General features: G+C 64.9%; 17 protein-coding genes. 11 read left to right on the top strand and 6 right to left on the bottom strand.

Annotated features, from left to right (window positions below):
* Window positions 1-17 precede the first annotated feature (17 nt).
* Window positions 18-371 carry a hypothetical protein gene (locus P5G52_RS13610; protein ID WP_301228207.1) on the bottom strand — a complete coding sequence of 118 codons (354 nt, stop codon included), beginning with the start codon at window positions 369-371 and terminating at the stop codon, window positions 18-20.
* A 179-nt stretch (window positions 372-550) separates the two neighbouring features.
* On the opposite strand from P5G52_RS13610, the gene P5G52_RS13605 reads away from it, so the two are divergent.
* Window positions 551-1,690, top strand: coding sequence for an App1 family protein phosphatidate phosphatase (locus P5G52_RS13605; RefSeq protein ID WP_301228206.1), 1,140 nt, complete (start codon window positions 551-553; stop codon window positions 1,688-1,690).
* Window positions 1,691-1,722: 32 nt separating this feature from the next.
* The gene (locus P5G52_RS13600; RefSeq protein WP_301228204.1) at window positions 1,723-2,625 is read left to right on the top strand and encodes a methylenetetrahydrofolate reductase; all 903 of its coding nucleotides are present in this window, start codon (window positions 1,723-1,725) and stop codon (window positions 2,623-2,625) included.
* Between the two features lie 33 nt (window positions 2,626-2,658).
* Here the strand turns inward: P5G52_RS13600 and P5G52_RS13595 are convergent, their stop codons facing one another.
* A complete protein-coding gene (locus P5G52_RS13595; RefSeq protein ID WP_301228202.1) occupies window positions 2,659-3,705 on the bottom strand; it encodes an SDR family oxidoreductase in 1,047 nt (348 codons plus the stop codon).
* 92 nt (window positions 3,706-3,797) lie between these two features.
* The gene (locus P5G52_RS13590; RefSeq protein WP_301228200.1) at window positions 3,798-4,751 is read right to left on the bottom strand and encodes a LysR family transcriptional regulator; all 954 of its coding nucleotides are present in this window, start codon (window positions 4,749-4,751) and stop codon (window positions 3,798-3,800) included.
* A gap of 408 nt (window positions 4,752-5,159) precedes the next feature.
* Here P5G52_RS13590 and nrdH point away from each other — a divergent pair, with 408 nt between their 5' ends.
* The 8 genes from nrdH (at window position 5,160) to P5G52_RS18335 (ending at window position 13,500) form a co-directional block, all read left to right on the top strand.
* Complete coding sequence (nrdH, locus tag P5G52_RS13585) at window positions 5,160-5,405, top strand: glutaredoxin-like protein NrdH (RefSeq protein ID WP_087073531.1); 246 nt, start codon at window positions 5,160-5,162, stop codon at window positions 5,403-5,405.
* Window positions 5,406-5,443: 38 nt separating this feature from the next.
* The gene (gene nrdI / locus P5G52_RS13580) at window positions 5,444-5,917 is read left to right on the top strand and encodes a class Ib ribonucleoside-diphosphate reductase assembly flavoprotein NrdI (protein WP_301228198.1); all 474 of its coding nucleotides are present in this window, start codon (window positions 5,444-5,446) and stop codon (window positions 5,915-5,917) included.
* Entirely contained in the window at window positions 5,914-8,073 is a 2,160-nt protein-coding gene (nrdE, locus tag P5G52_RS13575) for a class 1b ribonucleoside-diphosphate reductase subunit alpha (RefSeq protein WP_301228196.1), read from the top strand. Before nrdI ends, nrdE begins: the two co-directional genes overlap by 4 nt.
* Window positions 8,074-8,169: 96 nt before the next feature.
* The gene (nrdF, locus tag P5G52_RS13570) at window positions 8,170-9,144 is read left to right on the top strand and encodes a class 1b ribonucleoside-diphosphate reductase subunit beta (RefSeq protein WP_301228194.1); all 975 of its coding nucleotides are present in this window, start codon (window positions 8,170-8,172) and stop codon (window positions 9,142-9,144) included.
* A gap of 280 nt (window positions 9,145-9,424) precedes the next feature.
* The gene (locus P5G52_RS13565; RefSeq protein WP_301228192.1) at window positions 9,425-9,916 is read left to right on the top strand and encodes a DUF1801 domain-containing protein; all 492 of its coding nucleotides are present in this window, start codon (window positions 9,425-9,427) and stop codon (window positions 9,914-9,916) included.
* A gap of 43 nt (window positions 9,917-9,959) precedes the next feature.
* Window positions 9,960-12,461 carry a molybdopterin oxidoreductase family protein gene (locus tag P5G52_RS13560; protein ID WP_301228190.1) on the top strand — a complete coding sequence of 834 codons (2,502 nt, stop codon included), beginning with the start codon at window positions 9,960-9,962 and terminating at the stop codon, window positions 12,459-12,461.
* Window positions 12,458-12,919, top strand: a complete 462-nt coding sequence (locus P5G52_RS13555; protein ID WP_301228188.1) for a hypothetical protein — start codon at window positions 12,458-12,460, stop codon at window positions 12,917-12,919. Before P5G52_RS13560 ends, P5G52_RS13555 begins: the two co-directional genes overlap by 4 nt.
* 380 nt (window positions 12,920-13,299) lie before the next feature.
* Window positions 13,300-13,500 carry a hypothetical protein gene (locus P5G52_RS18335; RefSeq protein ID WP_363321893.1) on the top strand — a complete coding sequence of 67 codons (201 nt, stop codon included), beginning with the start codon at window positions 13,300-13,302 and terminating at the stop codon, window positions 13,498-13,500.
* Between the two features lie 114 nt (window positions 13,501-13,614).
* Here P5G52_RS18335 and P5G52_RS13550 read toward each other — a convergent pair whose 3' ends face one another.
* From P5G52_RS13550 to P5G52_RS13540, 3 genes are all read right to left on the bottom strand, one after another.
* Window positions 13,615-13,812 (bottom strand): helix-turn-helix domain-containing protein, encoded by a 198-nt coding sequence (locus tag P5G52_RS13550; RefSeq protein WP_435868678.1) that lies wholly within the window; start codon window positions 13,810-13,812, stop codon window positions 13,615-13,617.
* Window positions 13,813-14,145: 333 nt separating this feature from the next.
* Entirely contained in the window at window positions 14,146-14,388 is a 243-nt protein-coding gene (locus tag P5G52_RS13545; RefSeq protein ID WP_363321892.1) for a YegP family protein, read from the bottom strand.
* Between the two features lie 1,097 nt (window positions 14,389-15,485).
* Window positions 15,486-16,817: an HNH endonuclease gene (locus tag P5G52_RS13540; protein WP_363321891.1), complete on the bottom strand. Its 1,332-nt coding sequence runs from the start codon at window positions 16,815-16,817 to the stop codon at window positions 15,486-15,488.
* A 252-nt stretch (window positions 16,818-17,069) separates the two neighbouring features.
* On the opposite strand from P5G52_RS13540, the gene P5G52_RS13535 reads away from it, so the two are divergent.
* The gene (locus tag P5G52_RS13535) at window positions 17,070-18,023 is read left to right on the top strand and encodes a GlxA family transcriptional regulator (RefSeq protein WP_301228184.1); all 954 of its coding nucleotides are present in this window, start codon (window positions 17,070-17,072) and stop codon (window positions 18,021-18,023) included.
* The last annotated feature ends 32 nt before the right edge of the window (window positions 18,024-18,055 follow it).

Below are 18,055 nucleotides of genomic sequence, written 5' to 3'. Positions count from 1 at the left end.
GTGCCCCAGTCTTGTCGTCAGAGGGTCCAGGACGGCTGGCCGTCCCACAGCCCGTATTCGCCGAACGTCCCGATGATCTGCCGGATGCCGGGCGCCAGGACGGGGACGTTGTCCTCCACCGCGATCAGGGGCCCGTAGTGCCGCAACTCGGCCATCTCGTTGGCGAAATGGAGTGCCCAGGCATGGTCGGTGGTGAGCGTGGCCCCGCCGGCTGCCACCGCCTCGAGGGCCGATTGCGCCTTGCCGAACCGGATGGCATGCGCCAGATCGGCCGCGGTGGTGCGGGGGTCGAGTTTCGCGCAGGTGTCCCAGTCGTGCAGGACCCTTTCCTCCACGAGGCGCACGCCCTTGTATTCCCAGCCTAATGCCATGACATCCCCACTGATCGTTCGCCTGATCGAAGTTCCAGCGTCCCAGCCACCACTGCCTGCTTCAAGATCGTCCAGACGTGAAGTCGGAGTTGTTAGACGCCTGTGACCTGTGCCTCCCGTTCTGCGCGACCAGCACGGGAGAGGTCGTCCCCGGGATGCCGCCGTGCCAGACTGGGGGCATGTGTCCACGATCTGCGAAGTCGCACACCCCGTCCGCCGGCCGCGGAAGCAGGAATCCCGTGAAGCCGGGGCTCGAAGACCGCCACCTCGCGGTGCGTCTCGACGACGCCTGGCTCAAGTTCCAGACGCGCCTGGCGGTCCGGCGCGGCAGGGTCGACACCGTCATCCCATACACGGGGTACGGTACGACGTCGTGGGTGCGGGTCCTGGCACGCGTCGTGCTCGGTGATCCGAGGGACACGGGGCGGGGCGCGCAGTCCGGCCCGCTCAAGCCTCTCAAGGAGGGCATGCGCGGCTGGCGCAACTTCACGAGCGCCCCGGTGGCCCACGCGGTGGTCCACGTCACTATCGGCGACACCGTGCACGACGTCGAGGCGGACCGCGGCGGCGTCGTCGACGCGCGCATCCCTGTGACGCTCGACGCCGGCTGGCACACCATCACCGTGCAGTCGGGAAATTCCCGCGTCGTGGAGGCCCCGGTGCGGATCGTCGCGGACACGACGGATTTCGGCGTCGTCTCCGACATCGACGACACCGTGATGGTGACGGCCCTCCCACGCCCCTTCCTCGCCGCCTGGAACACCTTCGTGCTCGACGAGCACGCACGGACACCGACTCCCGGCATGGCCGTGCTGTACGAGCGGATCGTACGGACCCTTCCGTCGGCGCCCGTGCTCTACCTGTCGACGGGCGCCTGGAATGTCGCGCCGACCCTGTCCCGCTTCCTCTCCCGCAACCTGTATCCGGCAGGGCCCAAGCTCCTGACCGACTGGGGACCGACCCGCGACCGGTGGTTCCGTAGCGGCCAGGAACACAAGCGGACGTCGCTCGAACGGCTGGCCGAGGAGTTCCCCGGCGTCAAGTGGCTGCTGGTGGGCGACGACGGCCAGCACGACGAGGCGATATATTCCGAGTTCGCGCAGCGCCACCCGCAGAACGTCCGCGCCATCGCCATCCGCCAGCTGTCCGTCGGTGAAGCGGTACTCGCGGGTGGCCGCTCCAAGACCGGCGTCCAGCCGACACCGGGTATCCCGTGGATCTACGCGCCCGACGGAGCCGGGATGTCCGAGAAGCTCGAGGAGCTCGGCATCATCCACAGCGAGGTACGCTCGGCCGATGTACCGGAGGAAACGGACTGATCGATCCTGCGGCACCTACGAAGAGGACCCAGATGTCGCCACCCACCTATCCCGCCCTGTCCTACGAGCTGTACCCGCCCCGGAACGCCGAGGCGGAGGACTCGCTCTGGACGACCATCCGTCGCCTCGAGGGCACGCGTCCCGATTTCGTGTCCGTCACCTATGGTGCTGCCGGCAGCAACCAGGAGACGGCGATCGACCTTCTGCGGCGCCTGTTGACGGAGACGACGCTCAAGCCGCTGGCGCACCTGACCTGCGTCGGGACCAGCCGCGCCGACCTGACGGAGATCGTCGACCGGCTCATCGGCGGCGGGGTCCGCGGCATCCTCGCCCTCCGCGGCGACGCGCCCGAAGGACGGGAGAGCCGGCCCGGCGACGTCGAGCACGCGGACGAGCTCGTGCGGCTGATCCGGGAGGTCGAAGCGCAGCGGGTCGCCCAGCTGGCAGCCGGCAAGGTATCGGTCGGGGTAGCGGCCTACGCGACCCGGCATCCGGACTCGCCGAGCTTCGATCAGGACATCGAGGTGCTGCTCGCCAAGGAAGTGGCGGGGGCCGACTTCGCGATCACCCAGGTGTTCTTCCAGGCCTCCGACTATTCGCGGCTGGTCACGCGCGCACGGCAAGCCGGCGTCACCATCCCGATCATCCCCGGCGTCATGCCGATGACGAGTACCCGGCGCCTGAAGAAGCTGAGCGGGCTCGCGGGCATCGACGTCGACGAGGCCCTTTGGGGACGCCTGGAGGGCGCCCGCACCGACGAGGAACGCCGCCGAATCGGCGTCGAGGCGACCGTGGACCTCGCACGGGCGGCGCTCGACGACGGTGCGCCGGGGCTCCACCTCTACACCTTCAACGAGCATTCCGCCGCGCTCGACGTCCTGGATGCCCTCGAGCTGGAGCGCCCACCGGAGGCCGGCCTCGCAGCCTCGATGTAGCCGACCGGCAGCCGAAGGCCTGCGTCCGCGGGCCTAGGAACCCTTGCTCGCGGCCTTGACGGCCTGTCCCACCGTCCCCGCGGCCCCTGCCACCACGGGGAGGGCGCCCTTGAGCTTGTCGCCGAACACGACCGCGCCCGCACCCACGAGCGCGGTGCCGAGGACCATCCGCTGGGCCGTGCGCCGTTTACCGCTCCAGCCACCGGTCACTGCGGCATTCGCCGGGTCCAGGGAGGGCCCGTACAGGTTGCCGGTCGAGTCCTCGGCCGGTTCCTTCTTGGACAGATGGCTGTTCTCCACCTGCACGGCCATCACCTTCTCGAGCCGGGCCGGCATGAGCCGGTGCTGCCGGACCATGGAACGGCCGATCCTGCCGACCGCCACCTCCCGGGTCGGTACCTCGACGACGTCGAGGATGGCCTTCGCGACGCGATCCGCGCTGTAGACCGGCGGCATCGCCACGGCGCGGCGGCCGGTGTAGTTCGCGGCGTGGTTGAAGAAGGGCGTGTCGATGGTGGGCGGAAGGACCGTGCACACGTGGATGTGCTTCTTCCGGTCCAGTTTCAGCTCGGACCGCAGGCTGACACCGAGGGCCCGGACGGCCGCCTTCGACATGGAGTAGGCGGAGGTGTAGGGCTGGGGGATCTCCCCGACGATGGACGCGACGTTGACGAGGACGCCTGACCCCTGGTCCTGCATGCGCTCCAGTGCGGCCCGGGCTCCGTAGACGTAGCCCATCACGTTGACGTCGATCACCCGCTCGAAATCGCGCAGCGGCACCTCGAGGAACGGCGAGAAGAACGAGACGGCGGCGTTGTTGACCCATACGTCGATGCGCCCGAACTCCTCGACGGCCCTGCTCGCGAGCTCCTGGACAGCGTCGTACTCGGAGGTGTCGGTGGGAACGGCGATGGCACGGGAACCCAGCGCCGTGCACTCGGCGACGAGCGTCTCGAGCGCTTCCACCCTCCGGCTGGCGAGGACGAGGTTCGTGCGGCGACGGGCGAACCGAAGGGCTGTGGCCCGGCCGATGCCGCTCGCTGCCCCGGTGATGACGACCACGCTGTTCTTGATCCGCATTGGGTTCCTCCTCGGAAGATCAGAAAACCAGCGGACCGGTGCCCGCTCCTGACCCGAAGGTACGGACAGCGCCGGACGCTTGCAACGGGAATTCAGGAGCCGGAGGTGCGTGCGTAGCCGGGGGCGGTGTGCTTGGGACCGATGCTCTGACCCCGGAGGATATCCGCGAGTTGGTCCATGAAGAGCCGCACCCGTGCGTCGTCGGCATCACCCGTGCGCAGGGCGAAGATGCTGCGCGCCAGCCGGATCTCCGGGACGTCGAGCGCCACGATGCCCTCGGGCCGGTTGACCATGGCGAGTTCGGGCACCAGGGCTGCTCCCAGGCCCGCTGCGGTGAGCTCGAGGCTTGCATTGAAGTCGTCGCAGTAGGCCGCGATACGTGGATGGAGGTTGCAGCTCGCGAAGAGGCGTTCGATGACCGTCGCGTCCGCGGTGCCGGGGTGGTGCATGATCCACGGCATGTCCGCGAGCTGGTCGGCGGTGACGCGCGACCCGCTGCGGATGCCCCAGCTCGCCGGGAGGATGACCCGGAAGTCGTCGTCGCCGATCCACTGGCGGCTCAGGGTCGACGGCCAGGCGAGTCCGGCCTGCCCGACCTGGTACACGAGCGCGAGGTCGAGATCGCCCCCGGTGCGCAACCCCTGGATCGTGTGCGCCGGTTCCCCGACGAAGACGCGCAACGACACACCGAGCCGCTGCCATTCCGGCATGCGCAGCAGTCGCGGGAGCGCGAACGTCACGAGGCTGGGGAAGATGCCGAGCCGGAGCTCATGGGCGGGACCAGTGCCGGCACGGGCGGTCGAGGCGAGCAGCGCATCGATATCGGTCAGGACCTTCGAGGCATGCCGGGACATCGCGAGGGCGGCGTCCGTAGGAATCGCGCTGCGGGCGGCCCGCGTGAAGAGCGTGGCGCCGGTGTCCCGTTCCAGTGCCGACATCTGCTGGGATACCGCCGACGCCGTGTAGCCGAGGCTCGTGGCGGCGCCGCTGAAGGACCCGTGGCGGATGACCTCGAGCAGTGTCCGCAGGTGGACCGGGTTGACCACGTCGTACTCTTCTCGTCGGCTGATTCTTTCGCCCCAGTCTTCTACACGCGACTCCCGCGACACGCCAGGGAAACGCGACACGGAAGTTTTTCAGCCTGTGCGGAAGTACTCCACAGTGTGTGGACCATGTGCCTTTTTCGACCTCGGATCGGCTCGTTTCCGCGCTTTCCGGAGCCCCGGATCTGTGGACATCGTGTGGACTACTCGCTCCCGTAATGACATACTTGTAATACATCATCTAGGGGTATGCATGAGTTGGTCGCACTAGATGTAGTATCGAGGGACAGAACAACCGCTGGACGGGCATGGGCCCGGAGGCGCGGAAATCCCCGGATTTCCTTCCCCTTTCCGGGGCCGCGCGCCACCCATGACACAGCATGACAGCAGTAGAGAAAAGGGGACTTAGACATGACCGTCACGGTTTACACAAAGCCGGCTTGCGTACAGTGCAACGCCACCTACCGGGCTCTGGACAAGAAGGGCATCGCCTACCAGAGCGTCGACATCTCGCAGGATCCCGCTGCACTCGAGCGCGTCCGCTCGATGGGCTACATGCAGGCTCCGGTCGTCATCACGGACAACGACCACTGGTCCGGATTCCGTCCCGACAAGATCAACTCGCTCGCCGACTCCGTCGTGAGCTCGGTAGCCTGACCGGTTCCCCTCGGGGATCCGCTGGTGTGGCATCGGACATGGCCACGATTGCCGTGGAGGACCGAGCCGACCGCCCCGATCCGGCAGAAGCCGGAGGCGGGGAGGGTCCGGTCACCGATGCCCGGCTGATCTACTTCTCGTCGGTCTCCGACAACACCCACCGCTTCGTCGAGAAGCTGGGGGTCCGGGCCGCCCGCATGCCACTGCTCACCAGGGAGCCGACGCTGCGGGCGCTTCGGCCCTACGTGCTGGTCCTTCCCACCTACGGGGGAATCACCGGCAAGGGTGCGGTACCCCGCCAGGTCGTGAAATTCCTGAACAACGAGCAGAACCGCAACCTCCTCCGGGGGGTCATCGGGGCCGGTAACACCAACTTCGGTGAGACCTACTGCCTTGCCGCCGACATCGTCGCCGCCAAATGCAACGTCCCCGTCCTGTACAGATTTGAAGTCATGGGCACGTCCGAGGACGTGGACCGAGTTACCAGAGGATTGGAAGAGTTTTGGACATGAGTGTTGCAGAGACGGAGACGGGCGCACCCGCAGCCGCGGTGGACCGCTTCAAGGACATGGGCTATCACGAGCTGAACGCCATGCTCAACCTGTACGGCGCGAACGGAGAGATCCAGTTCGACGCCGACCGCGAGGCTGCGCACCAGTACTTCCTGCAGCACGTGAACAACAACACCGTGTTCTTCCACGACCTCGAGGAGAAGCTCGACTACCTCGTGAAGAACGAGTACTACGAGCGGGAGACGCTCCACCAGTACACGATGAACTTCATCCGTGACCTCTTCAAGCGCGCCTACGCCAAGAAGTTCCGCTTCGAGACCTTCCTCGGCGCCTTCAAGTACTACACCTCGTACACGCTGAAGACGTTCGACGGCAAGCGCTACCTCGAGCGCTACGAGGACCGCGTGTGCATGGTCGCCCTCCACCTGGCCCGCGGCAATGAGGAGCTCGCCACGCAGATGGTCGACGAGATCATCGACGGCCGCTTCCAGCCCGCCACCCCCACGTTCCTCAACGCCGGCAAGCGCCAGCGCGGCGAGCTGGTCTCCTGCTTCCTGCTCCGCATCGAAGACAACATGGAGTCCATCGGCCGGTCCATCAACTCGGCCCTGCAGCTCTCCAAGCGCGGCGGCGGCGTCGCGTTCGCGCTGACGAACATCCGTGAGGTCGGCGCGCCGATCAAGCAGATCGAGAACCAGTCGTCCGGCGTCATCCCCGTGATGAAGCTCCTCGAGGACAGCTTCTCCTACGCGAACCAGCTCGGTGCCCGCCAGGGTGCCGGCGCCGTGTACCTGCACGCCCACCACCCGGACATCAACCGCTTCCTCGACACCAAGCGCGAGAACGCCGACGAGAAGATCCGCATCAAGACGCTGTCCCTCGGCGTCGTGGTCCCCGACATCACCTTCGAGCTCGCCAAGCGCGACGAGGACATGTACCTGTTCTCGCCGTACGACGTCGAGCGCGTCTACGGCATGCCGTTCTCCGACATCTCGGTCACCGAGAAGTACTACGAGATGGTGGACGACGCCCGCATCAAGAAGACCAAGATCAAGGCGCGCGAGTTCTTCCAGACGCTGGCGGAGATCCAGTTCGAGTCCGGCTACCCGTACATCATGTTCGAGGACACCGTGAACCGGGCCAACCCGATCGACGGCAAGATCATCATGTCCAACCTGTGCTCCGAAATCCTCCAGGTCTCCGAGCCCACGACGTACAACGAGGACCTGTCCTACGACCAGGTGGGCAAGGACATCTCCTGCAACCTCGGCTCGCTGAACATCGCGAAGACCATGGACTCGCCCGATTTCGGCCGGACCATCGAGACCGCGATCCGCACCCTCTCGGCCGTCTCGGACATGAGCCACATCAGCTCGGTGCCGTCGATCGCCAAGGGCAACGACGCCTCGCACGCCATCGGCCTCGGCCAGATGAACCTGCACGGCTACCTCGCCCGGGAGCGGGTCCACTACGGCTCCGAAGAGGGCCTGGACTTCACCAACATCTACTTCTACTCCGTGGTGTACCACTGCATCCGGGCGTCGAACCTGATGTCCATCGAGACCGGCCGCCGCTTCGCCGGCTTCGAGAAGTCCAAGTACGCGAGCGGAGAGTTCTTCGACAAGTACACCGACCAGGTGTGGGAGCCGGCGACGCCGCGCGTGCGTGAGCTGTTCGCCGACGTGCATATCCCCACGCAGGAGGACTGGCGTGCCCTGAAGGCCTCGGTCATGGAGCACGGTATCTACAACCAGAACCTGCAGGCCGTCCCGCCGACCGGTTCCATCTCGTACATCAACAACTCGACGTCCTCCATCCACCCGGTGGCTTCGAAGATCGAGATCCGCAAGGAAGGCAAGCTGGGCCGCGTGTACTACCCGGCGCCGTACCTGACCAACGACAACCTGGAGTACTACCAGGACGCGTACGAGATCGGCTATGAGAAGATCATCGACACGTACGCCGCTGCCACGCAGCACGTGGACCAGGGCCTGTCCCTGACGTTGTTCTTCAAGGACACCGCCACCACGCGTGAGATCAACAAGTCGCAGATCTACGCCTGGCGCAAGGGCATCAAGACCGTCTACTACATCCGTCTCCGCCAGCTCGCGCTGGAAGGGACCGAGGTGGAGGGCTGCGTCAGTTGCATGCTCTAGGCAACTAAGTCGTCAGGCCGGGCATTCCGCCCGGCCTGACACTCCAGGCTCCACCGGTATCACCGGCATTACTTACACGCAGACAAGGAACACACCATGAGCGAGAAGCTGAAGCTCGTCGACCAGGTCCAGGCCATCAACTGGAACCGTATCCAGGACGACAAGGACGTCGACGTCTGGAACCGCCTGGTGAACAACTTCTGGCTGCCCGAGAAGGTGCCGCTGTCCAACGACGTGCAGTCGTGGGCGACGCTGACGCCGGAGGAGCAGACGCTCACCATGCGCGTCTTCACCGGCCTCACCCTTCTCGACACCGTGCAGGCCACCGTCGGTGCCGTCAGCCTCATCCCTGACGCGGTCACCCCGCACGAGGAAGCCGTGCTCACGAACATCGCGTTCATGGAGTCGGTGCACGCCAAGAGCTACTCCTCGATCTTCTCCACATTGGCCTCCACCAAAGAGATCGACGAGGCGTTCCGCTGGTCCACGGAGAACGTGAACCTGCAGAAGAAGGCGAACATCGTCACGGACTACTACCGCGGCGACGATCCCCTCAAGCGCAAGGTCGCGAGCACGCTGCTCGAGTCCTTCCTGTTCTACTCCGGCTTCTACCTGCCGATGTACTGGTCCTCGCGCGCCAAGCTCACGAACACCGCCGACCTCGTGCGCCTGATCATCCGGGATGAGGCGGTGCACGGCTACTACATCGGCTACAAGTTCCAGCGTGGCCTGGAGAGCGTGACGCCGGAGCGCCGCCAGGAGCTCAAGGACTACACCTTCGAACTGCTCTTCGAGCTCTACGAGAACGAGGTCCAGTACACGCACGACCTCTACGACTCCGTCGGTTTGGCCGAGGACGTCAAGAAGTTCCTGCACTACAACGCCAACAAGGCGCTGATGAACCTCGGCTACGAGGCGATGTTCCCGTCCTCGGTGACCGACGTGAACCCTGCGATCCTCTCGGCGTTGTCCCCGAACGCCGACGAGAACCACGACTTCTTCTCCGGCTCGGGCTCCTCGTACGTGATCGGCAAGGCCGTGAACACGGAGGACGAGGACTGGGACTTCTAACAGCCCAGTGACAAGTCAGATCGCTAGGCGCTGCGAGATGCGGGCTTAGTTGAAGGATGCGGAGAGCCTGGTTGGACGTCGTCCAACTGGGCTCTCCGTTTTCGTGCAGCCTGTGAAGTGGCAGGCTCGTTGGAGTCGACGTCGGATCAGCTCGAGTAACCCGTGATCCATTCCAGGGCGGCCTCCGTCTGAGGGTTTGCCCAGAACCATTTTCCGCATTCTGTCCCAGAAGGCATGCGCTATCGCTCCATCCGCAGTGTCGAAGGACTACCATCTCGCCATGGACAGCGAGGAAGACCTGAAGAGCGAGGTCCCGAGTGCGGCCACCAGGGCCGCGGTTCAGGGCGCCGCCTGGACACTGCCGGAAGCCATGACGGGCCGGGCAAGCCCCACGAACGCGGCGGTCGGGGACAAGCCCGTCTTCGCCTACATCGCCAGCCTGCCGCAGCCTCAGCGCGGCATCGCCGAAGCGGTCGATTCCCTGGCGGCCAAGACGCTGCCCGACCTGCAGCGCTGCGTGAAGTGGGGCATGGCGTACTACGGCGTGGGCGACGGGTGGTGCTTCAGCTGCGGCGGCTTCGCCGGCCACGTCAAGCTCATGTTCATCAATGGCGCGGCGCTCGAACCGGCACCGCCGACGACACCGGTGGGGATGGGCAAGTCGACGCGGGGTGTGGAGCTCGAGTCGGAAGAAGACCTCGACGACACCCAGGTCGCGGCGTGGATGACACAGGTGGCGTCCGTGCCAGGTGTCGGGGGCAGGAAGCATTGAACCGTGAGATCAGACGGAGCAGCTGCAATGGAGGGTAGTGGCCATGGTTGATCGTATTGCCGAGATATGGGGCACCCGCACTCCCTATGCCCGCGATGAGCGGTGGCCGGTGCGGGTGGACCAGGTCCTGGCCGAGGGCATCCACGAGTCCGACGTCGAGCGGTGGGTGCAGTCCGCTTGCGTGTTGTGCAGCAACGGGTGCGGCATCGACATCGCTGTCAAGGACGGGTCGATGGTGGGGGTCCGTGGCAGGGCGATGGATATCGTGAACCATGGTCGGCTGGGACCGAAGGGTTTGTTCGCGAGCTGGCAGGGCGTGGACAACAAGGACCGCCTCACCCGACCCCTGGTCCGGGAGAACGGGGTGCTGGTGGAGTCGGACTGGGACACAGCGATGCAGCGGATCGTTTCCCGCAGCAAGACCCTGCTCGAGAACAAGGGCCCCTTGTCCCACGGCTTCTATACGAGCGGGCAGTTGTTCCTCGAGGAGTACTACGCGCAGGCGATCGTCGGGAAAGCCGGCATCGGCACCCCGCACATGGATGGCAACACCCGGTTGTGCACGGCGACAGCGGCTACGGCCATGAAGGAATCCTTCGGCTCGGACGGTCAACCGGGTAGCTACGTCGACATCGATGAGTGCGACGCCATGTTCCTGTTCGGGCACAACATGGCCGAAACGCAGACCGTGCTCTGGGCGCGGGTCCTTGATCGGATCACCGGCCCGGACAAGCCGAGGATCGTATGCGTGGACCCCAGGTTGACCGACGTCGCCCGCCACGCGGAGGTGCACCTGGCGGTCCGGCCCGGTACGAACCTGGCGCTGATGCACGGGCTGGTACGCGAACTGTTCACCAACGGGTGGATCGACCAGGACTACATCGACCAGCACACCATGAACATGGATGAGCTGCGCACTACCGTCGAGCCGTGGACCCTGGATTCCGTGGCGGAGACGTGTGGCGTCGACGCAGAGGACGTGCGCCGCGCGGCCGAGATCTTCGGCACGTCGGACCGGGTTCTGTCCACGGTCCTGCAGGGCTTCTACCAGTCCTCCCAGGCCACGGCGTCCTCGTGTGCGGTGAACAATCTGCACATGCTGCGCGGGCTGATCGGCAGGCCCGGGTGCGGGATCCTGCAGATGAACGGGCAGCCCACGGCGCAGAACAACCGCGAGTGCGGGGCCGACGGGGACCTGTCCGGATTCCGGAACTGGGAGAACCCCGAGCACGTCCAGGAGTTGGCGGACCTGTGGAACGTCGATTCGGTAATCATTCCGCACTGGTCTCCGCCCACCCACGCGATGCAGATCTTCCGGTACGTCGAACAGGGCTCGATCGAGTTCCTGTGGATCTCGGCCACGAACCCGGCGGTGTCCATGCCGCAACTGCCCCGCATCCGGGACATCCTCGCCAGTTCGAGCCTGTTCCTGGTGGTGCAGGATCTCTATCTGACCGAGACCGCCCGCTACGCCGATGTCGTCCTGCCCGCCGCCGGGTGGGGTGAGAAGACCGGGACGTTCACCAACGTCAACCGCACCGTGCACCTGTCGGAGCAGGCAATCGATCCGCCGGGGGAGGCCCGCAGCGACCTCGACACGTTCCTGGACTACTCCAGGCGCATGGGCTTCACCCGACTTGATGGAACACCCCTGCTGGACTGGAAGGGGCCGGAGGATGTTTTCAACGCCTGGAAGGAATGCACCCGTGGTCGTCCATGTGACTACACCGGCATCACCTATGACAAGCTCCGCGGCGGCAGCGGTGTCCCGTGGCCGTGCAACGAGGACCACCCCGACGGAGTGGTGCGGCTGTACCGGGACGGGGTGTTCGCCACCGACCCGGAATATTGCGAAACGTACGGGCATGACCTGCTGACCGGTGCGACAATCGGCCCGGAAACCTATAAGGCGATGAAGCCCGCGGGGCGCGCGATCTTCAAGACCGCGCCGTACCAGCCGGCACACGAGACACCGGACGAGGACTACCCCTTCAGATTCACGACGGGGCGCACCGTGTATCACTTCCATACCCGTACCAAGACCGCCAGGTCCCCGCAGCTCAACCACGCCGCACCCGATGCCTGGGTGGAGATGTCCGTCAACGACGCCGAGTCCCACGGGCTGATCGAAGGCGACATCGTGCGGGTCGAATCCCGACGCGGGCATATCACCGCCCCCGTGCGAGTCAGCGGGATCCGGGATGGCAGCATCTTCGCCCCGTTCCACTATGGGTACTGGGACGAAGGCACGAGCGGAGGCGCAGCGCCGAACACGAGGTACCGGGCCGCGAACGAACTCACCATCACCGAGTGGGATCCGGTCTCCAAACAACCCGTGCTGAAAAATGCGGCCGTCCGCGTCGAGAAGATCGCCGACGGGGTCGGGCAGTCTTTGGCCCCGACCACCACCGCCTCACGCCCCGCGGAACGGGGCGGGAATCGCAAGCACGTGCTGCCCACGGTCGGTGGACCCGCAGCCCAGGCCAAGGAAACCATGGCGCCCGTGGATCCGCCGATGGTCGCGACGGAGGAGGAACATTCATGAGGCTTCCTGTCTACCTCGGCCTGCTGCACAAGTCCGAGGCCACCCTTGCCCGGTCTTTTCGGCAGGTGTCCGAAGGACACGGGCATGAACCTGACGTCTACTTCATATGTCAGGCCCTTGCGGCGCAGTGCGATGGACACCAGCAAGCCCTGGCTCCGGTCATCGAACGATACGGCGAGGTGGATAAGGACGACGAACCTGAACGCCTGCATGCCGACGGACTGTCCGAAATCCGATCAGGACCTGTCGGACTCCTGCGGGATCTGCAGGACCTCTACCTTCTCGCGAGTCTGGTCGACATCACCTGGACCATGATCAAACAAGCAGCCCAGGGGCTCAGGGACAAGGACCTGTTGGACGTGGTGACCAACTGTGACGGACAAACCAAAACCCAACTCAAATGGCTGCAGACCCGCATGAAACAAGCAGCTCCACAAGCCCTCATCGTCGCTGAGTGACCCATGGTCTGCGGGGTGCCGGCGGCGCCTCACCCCTGCGGCCTTCACGGACGCCGTGGGTCACCCGATGCCCAGGGCGGCTGTCATGGCTTCGTCAGCTACTTCGGCGGCTCCGGAGTGGGCTCACAGGATCGAAAGGGAATTGATGACGAAGAAGTCACTCCATGTGCGTCTCGCAGGCTCGGGCAGCCGTCTTGGCGGTGGATTGTACGCCGCGACGCTGTCCCTGATCGTCCTTGCAGCAAGCGGAGCCGTCGGCCTGGCTCTTCACGCCCCCTGGTTGTTCCCCGCCTCTATGGATTCGGCTTGCAGGATGATCCATCGGCTCCTGCCGGAGGCCTGACCATCGCGCACCTCCTGGCAGGAGCCTGTCGGTCGCAGTGACAACCCTGGTGCTGACGTGGGCAAAGAGGCCGCACCCACCAGCTGGCGCGACAACCCTCATCGTCAGTCTCGGCATACTGACCGGACCCCCACTACTGCTGTCCATGGCGGGAGCCATAATTTTCATCACGATGTTCGGATGGGGACTCAACATGCTGTTGGGTACGAAGCCTTCCACTGCCCAAGAACAGGAGTGACCGGAACCAGAGCAGACCCATGAACGCCGTGTCCGGACCGTCCACCCCGCCGCCAACAACGACGACTCCCGGTGCGCGGGTGTCGTGCCACCGAGGTTGGCGACGAGGGGTGGATCAGTGCCCGGAGTTGACGGCTTCGAGGTACTGCTGCACGGCTGTTTCGGTCACCCTGTAGGAGCGGCCAAACCGAATCCCGTGCATTGCTCCGGACTGCACCAGACGGTACACCGTCATCTTCGAGACCCGCATCCGGGCCGCGATCTCCGCAACTGTCAGCAGGTTCTCCGTTGAATTATTCTGCACCATTGTCACGTCTGCTCCTTACGTCTCACGAGACACTTCCGTGTCTTCACCAACAGTGACTGCCGCCGACGTGTCCCGCATGAGTAGCTACTACTTGTTTTCCTGATTCACGCAGCAAGTAATTGCCGGAAGTGGTGAACGTTCACGTTCAGCCATCCTCGACAACCGCGCGTATGGGCGCGTCATCCCTACCCGGAAGACCGAAAACCAGATCTCGAAGCGAGTTGTCGTTCCGCAGCTCCGGCATATCTTGGCCGGGCGCTGTAAGCGCTTCAAGTATCAGACGGTCTGGCGTCTATCGGGCATTGCCCTTAGCAGGCGGCCACACTTGGACTGAGGGGTTTATGACGCGTCCGAGTACGCCGATGAGGGTGCTGGCTTCGTTACTGCTTTGCGGGACATCTTCGGGCAGAGGTCCGTGATCAGCCCCGTCCCAGCGCACTCACGGACCACGCGAATACCCTCCACCGCTGACGCTTTATCCGAGAACTGCCCGGACACGGCCACGACCGTCCCATCGGACGCTTTCAACCTGAACCTGAAGGAAACTCCACCGTCCTGGAAAAGCTCGAACGTTCCAGCCATAACTACCCCCTAATCACCCAGGCAGAGGAACTGCTCGGGTCGTTCATTGAATCCGGAACTCAACGCTGCGTTCCGGCCGGCCCGAAAACGGGATAGGGCTTGCCCTATGTGACCCCAGCCACACCCAATGCACACATAGTAGGGGCCTTATTTCGTACTGGCGAGTATTAGCGTTCGGGGTTGATCGGCGCAAGCGCTTTCTCGGAGTTGATTACTAAGTAGCCTAGGGTTATTGTGCCGTTATTTGCTAACTAGCCTAATCTTTCCGGTCATTCCGCTAAGCAATCTAGCATTTCATTTCCTTTATTCTGGGCGCTGTTAAGTACTTGCATTCGACGGGTAGTGCCACGAGCAGGCAGGTATTCACTACTGTTGTATGTCTTGTCTTCCGTTCCTATACCCATGGCCGCTCGCTGCTCAGAGGCGGTCTGTTGTGGCTTCTCGCCGCGTGTTCGATGACCTTCCTGCCTTGCTGCCTGGTCCTGCTTCTGAATCTCTATCGGGGTACTACCTACGAACTTCACCTGTCCTCAGCGGTACAGCTCCTGACGTCGGGCATCATGGTGGCGCTCAAACCAGTACCGGCCCATGCACTCACCGTGAGGATGCTGGAGGAACACAGAATTCAACTGCACTATGCGCTCCGCACAGGCGTTCTGCCACTCGCCAGTCTTTTCAGCGACTGGCGTGATGAACTCGCACATTACGAGAGGGCGTACTCGCTAGCCTTGCGTGTCCTGCCCGCCGGGACGGCGATGGTCATCCTCTTCGATATTTGTGGTTTCCTTCGTGATCCACTGAGGGCCTCTTTTTCCTCGTGTGCGCAGTGGCCCCCGCGACTTTCGGGGTTGCGGCGTTCGCGTCCTCAGCGGTTCGGCTACAGAAAGTGAATGTGGTGGAGGGCAAGCTGCGCGATCAGATCCAGCTACTGGGTGCCTATGTCTGACCCGTGTTCACCGGTGCTTTCGACGGAGACGCAGGTGTCTGCGAGGGTGAACGTCGTTGCCTCCCATTCCCTGCCGGTGTCGGCCCTCGAGCTCATCATGGGGCAGCAGGCATTCCCAACCGCGTGACATCCCGATCAGCCGGCGCGTGCGTCAGGCGGCGAGCTTGTCCAGACGATCGGCGCGGAGCGCCTTGATGTGTCGGCGCATCAGCCGCCGATACCGCCGCAACGACACGTCGCCCACTTCAACGCCGTTGCCCGGCGGAGGAGGCGCTGTCGACCTGTACGTGTGGCCGGTGGGAGTGCGAACTTCAAGTGCATGCCGGACAGCGGGGACTGCCCTCACCATCCAGCCTTGAAGTTCCTTCGTGTGGTTGCAGGCTTCACAGAGACCGGCGCTGTTGGAAAGACTCGTGGGTCCGCCGTCGCGCCAGGGGACGATGTGGTCGTAGTGGCGGATAGGCGCGTCACAATAGGGCGTTCTGCAAGAGTGATCCCGAGCTTCGATGAAACGGCGTTGGCCTGCCGAGAAGAGCCGGGCCCGGGAGTCTACGGCGAGGAGCTCGCCGCTTCCGGGGGCGGTATACAGGCGCCGGAGCCAGGCTTGGAAGTCCTTCCTGGAATCGGACAGGTGCGGAGTCACCAGCGTCCGAGCCCAACCGCCTGGAACGACGCCGTACCCGGCGAGACGGGCCGGTTCGCTGTCTCCCTCAAAGAGCGTGCGGTCCGTCATGATGAGCTGGATCTCCACCCCGGAGATGCCTCCCGGCGTGCCGGTGGTCCGTTCGACCAGCGCATCCGCCATGACCTGACCGCGGCTACGGGCATCCCCGTCTGAACGCAGGGAATCTGCATGCCGGGCGAGTTCTGCGTACACCGCCACGCCTTCGGCGACGGGAAGCAGGGCTGTCAGGTAGGCCATCGTGTCGGGCGCCGGGCGCAGACTGACATGCCGCTCACCGGCTGCGTGGCGTGCCCGGTCCGTGACTGAGCGAGGATCCCTGCGGTACGACGCCGTTCGGGCGGCGGCGACGATCGCACGATCGCCGGCGCCCACGAAGGTCCCTGTATCGGCCGACAGCTCCTCATCCACCGCACAGCGATCCGAGGCGCTCACGCACGCCGTCTCCCTCACCAGGAGCGTTGCGCGCCATTCGTTCAGCCGGCCTGTCTCCAGCGCGGCCAGGGTGTGCGGCATCTCCGTGACGAGCGCCCTGGCCAGACCCAGCAGGCGACTCCCGCGGGACGGGGACTCGCGGCGGGCGAGGGCGATCTGCGCGCCGACGCCCTGCCCCTGCTCTGCAGCGGGAACGCCCGCCTCAGCCTGCGTGCGGCGCTCAGACACGTCGAACGCAACGGCGAGCCTGGCCTGAAGTGCGGCGACGGCAGACTTGAGGTCTTCGAGGTCACGCACCTGGTCGATCAGTTCGGCGCTTCCGCTGCCGGATCGAATGGAACCGACCGCGTCGATGAGATCCCGCACGCCGAGATGACGGACAGCGGAGGCTGATGCAGCGCCACAGCGATGTGCGACTGCTTCCCTCAGAGCTTCTTCGCTGCCGTCCATGTCCTATTTTCTCGCCTGCCACTGACATTTTGAGGCCCTCCCGGAGCAGCTGGCCGGCTGGGTCGGGTGCGGCAGGGGAGCCCGTCGTCGGACGGGGTGACGCTGGCGGGCAGTGCGACAGGGACGCCGACAAGGGTCGATGAAGCCGCCGGTCAGTACAGTGGTCCCATGCACCGAGTCGTCGCCCTGGCCTTGCCCAACGTGGTGGCCTTCGACCTCGCGATCCCGGCCCAGGTTTTCGGCCATGAGGATGAGCGGGAGAGATACTCCTTCCGGGTTTGTGCAGCGGAGCCCGGGCTGGTCCCCACCACCTCCGGGTACTCCATTCAAGCCCAGGATGGGCTCGACGCCTTACTGTCGGCGGACACCATCGTGGTGCCCGGTTACGCGCCGTTGAACGATCCTCCTCCGGATGTCTGCCAGGCCCTTCGCGACGCGGCGGCGCGTGGCGCTCGCGTGGTGTCGGTCTGCACCGGAGCCTTCGCTCTCGCTGCTGCAGGCCTGCTGGACGGTAAGAGGGCGACTACCCACTGGAAGAACGCCCAACGCCTACAGACCCTGTATCCAGGAGTCTCGGTCGACGCAGGTGTTCTGTACATCGACGAGGGCCGGATCAGTACGAGCGCCGGAGTGGCGGCCGGCATCGACCTTTGCCTACATCTGGTCCGGAAGGACCATGGAACCGAGGCTGCGAACAGCATTGCACGGCGTATGCTCGTGGCCCCGCACAGGGAAGGGGGCCAGATCCAGTTCATCGAACGTCCGGTCGCAGCGCCCCTGGACCTCTTCGCCGAGACCTGTGCGTGGGCCCGGCAGAACCTGGCCGAGCCGCTCACGGTCGACGCCCTTGCCGCCCATGCAGGGTGGGCCCCCAGGAGCTTCACCCGGAAATTCGTGTCCGAGGCAGGAACGCCGCCGCTGCGGTGGCTCACCGACCAACGCATCGCGGAGGCATGCCGGCTCCTGGAGACCACTGATCTGACGGTGCAGGCCATAGCCGCAAGGACCGGCCTGGGAACAACCGCGAACTTCCGGCTCCAGTTCGAGCGGAGACTCACCACGACGCCCTCCAGCTACCGTCGCCTGTACCAAGGCAGGAACCGGGCGGCTGCCCCAGCCTAGGCGTATCGACCTGGATGGTGGGGGTCGGGTGG

This window comes from Arthrobacter burdickii (assembly GCF_030433645.1).
Taxonomy (GTDB): domain Bacteria; phylum Actinomycetota; class Actinomycetes; order Actinomycetales; family Micrococcaceae; genus Arthrobacter_D; species Arthrobacter_D burdickii.
This window is presented reverse-complemented; position numbering and strand designations above follow the sequence as displayed.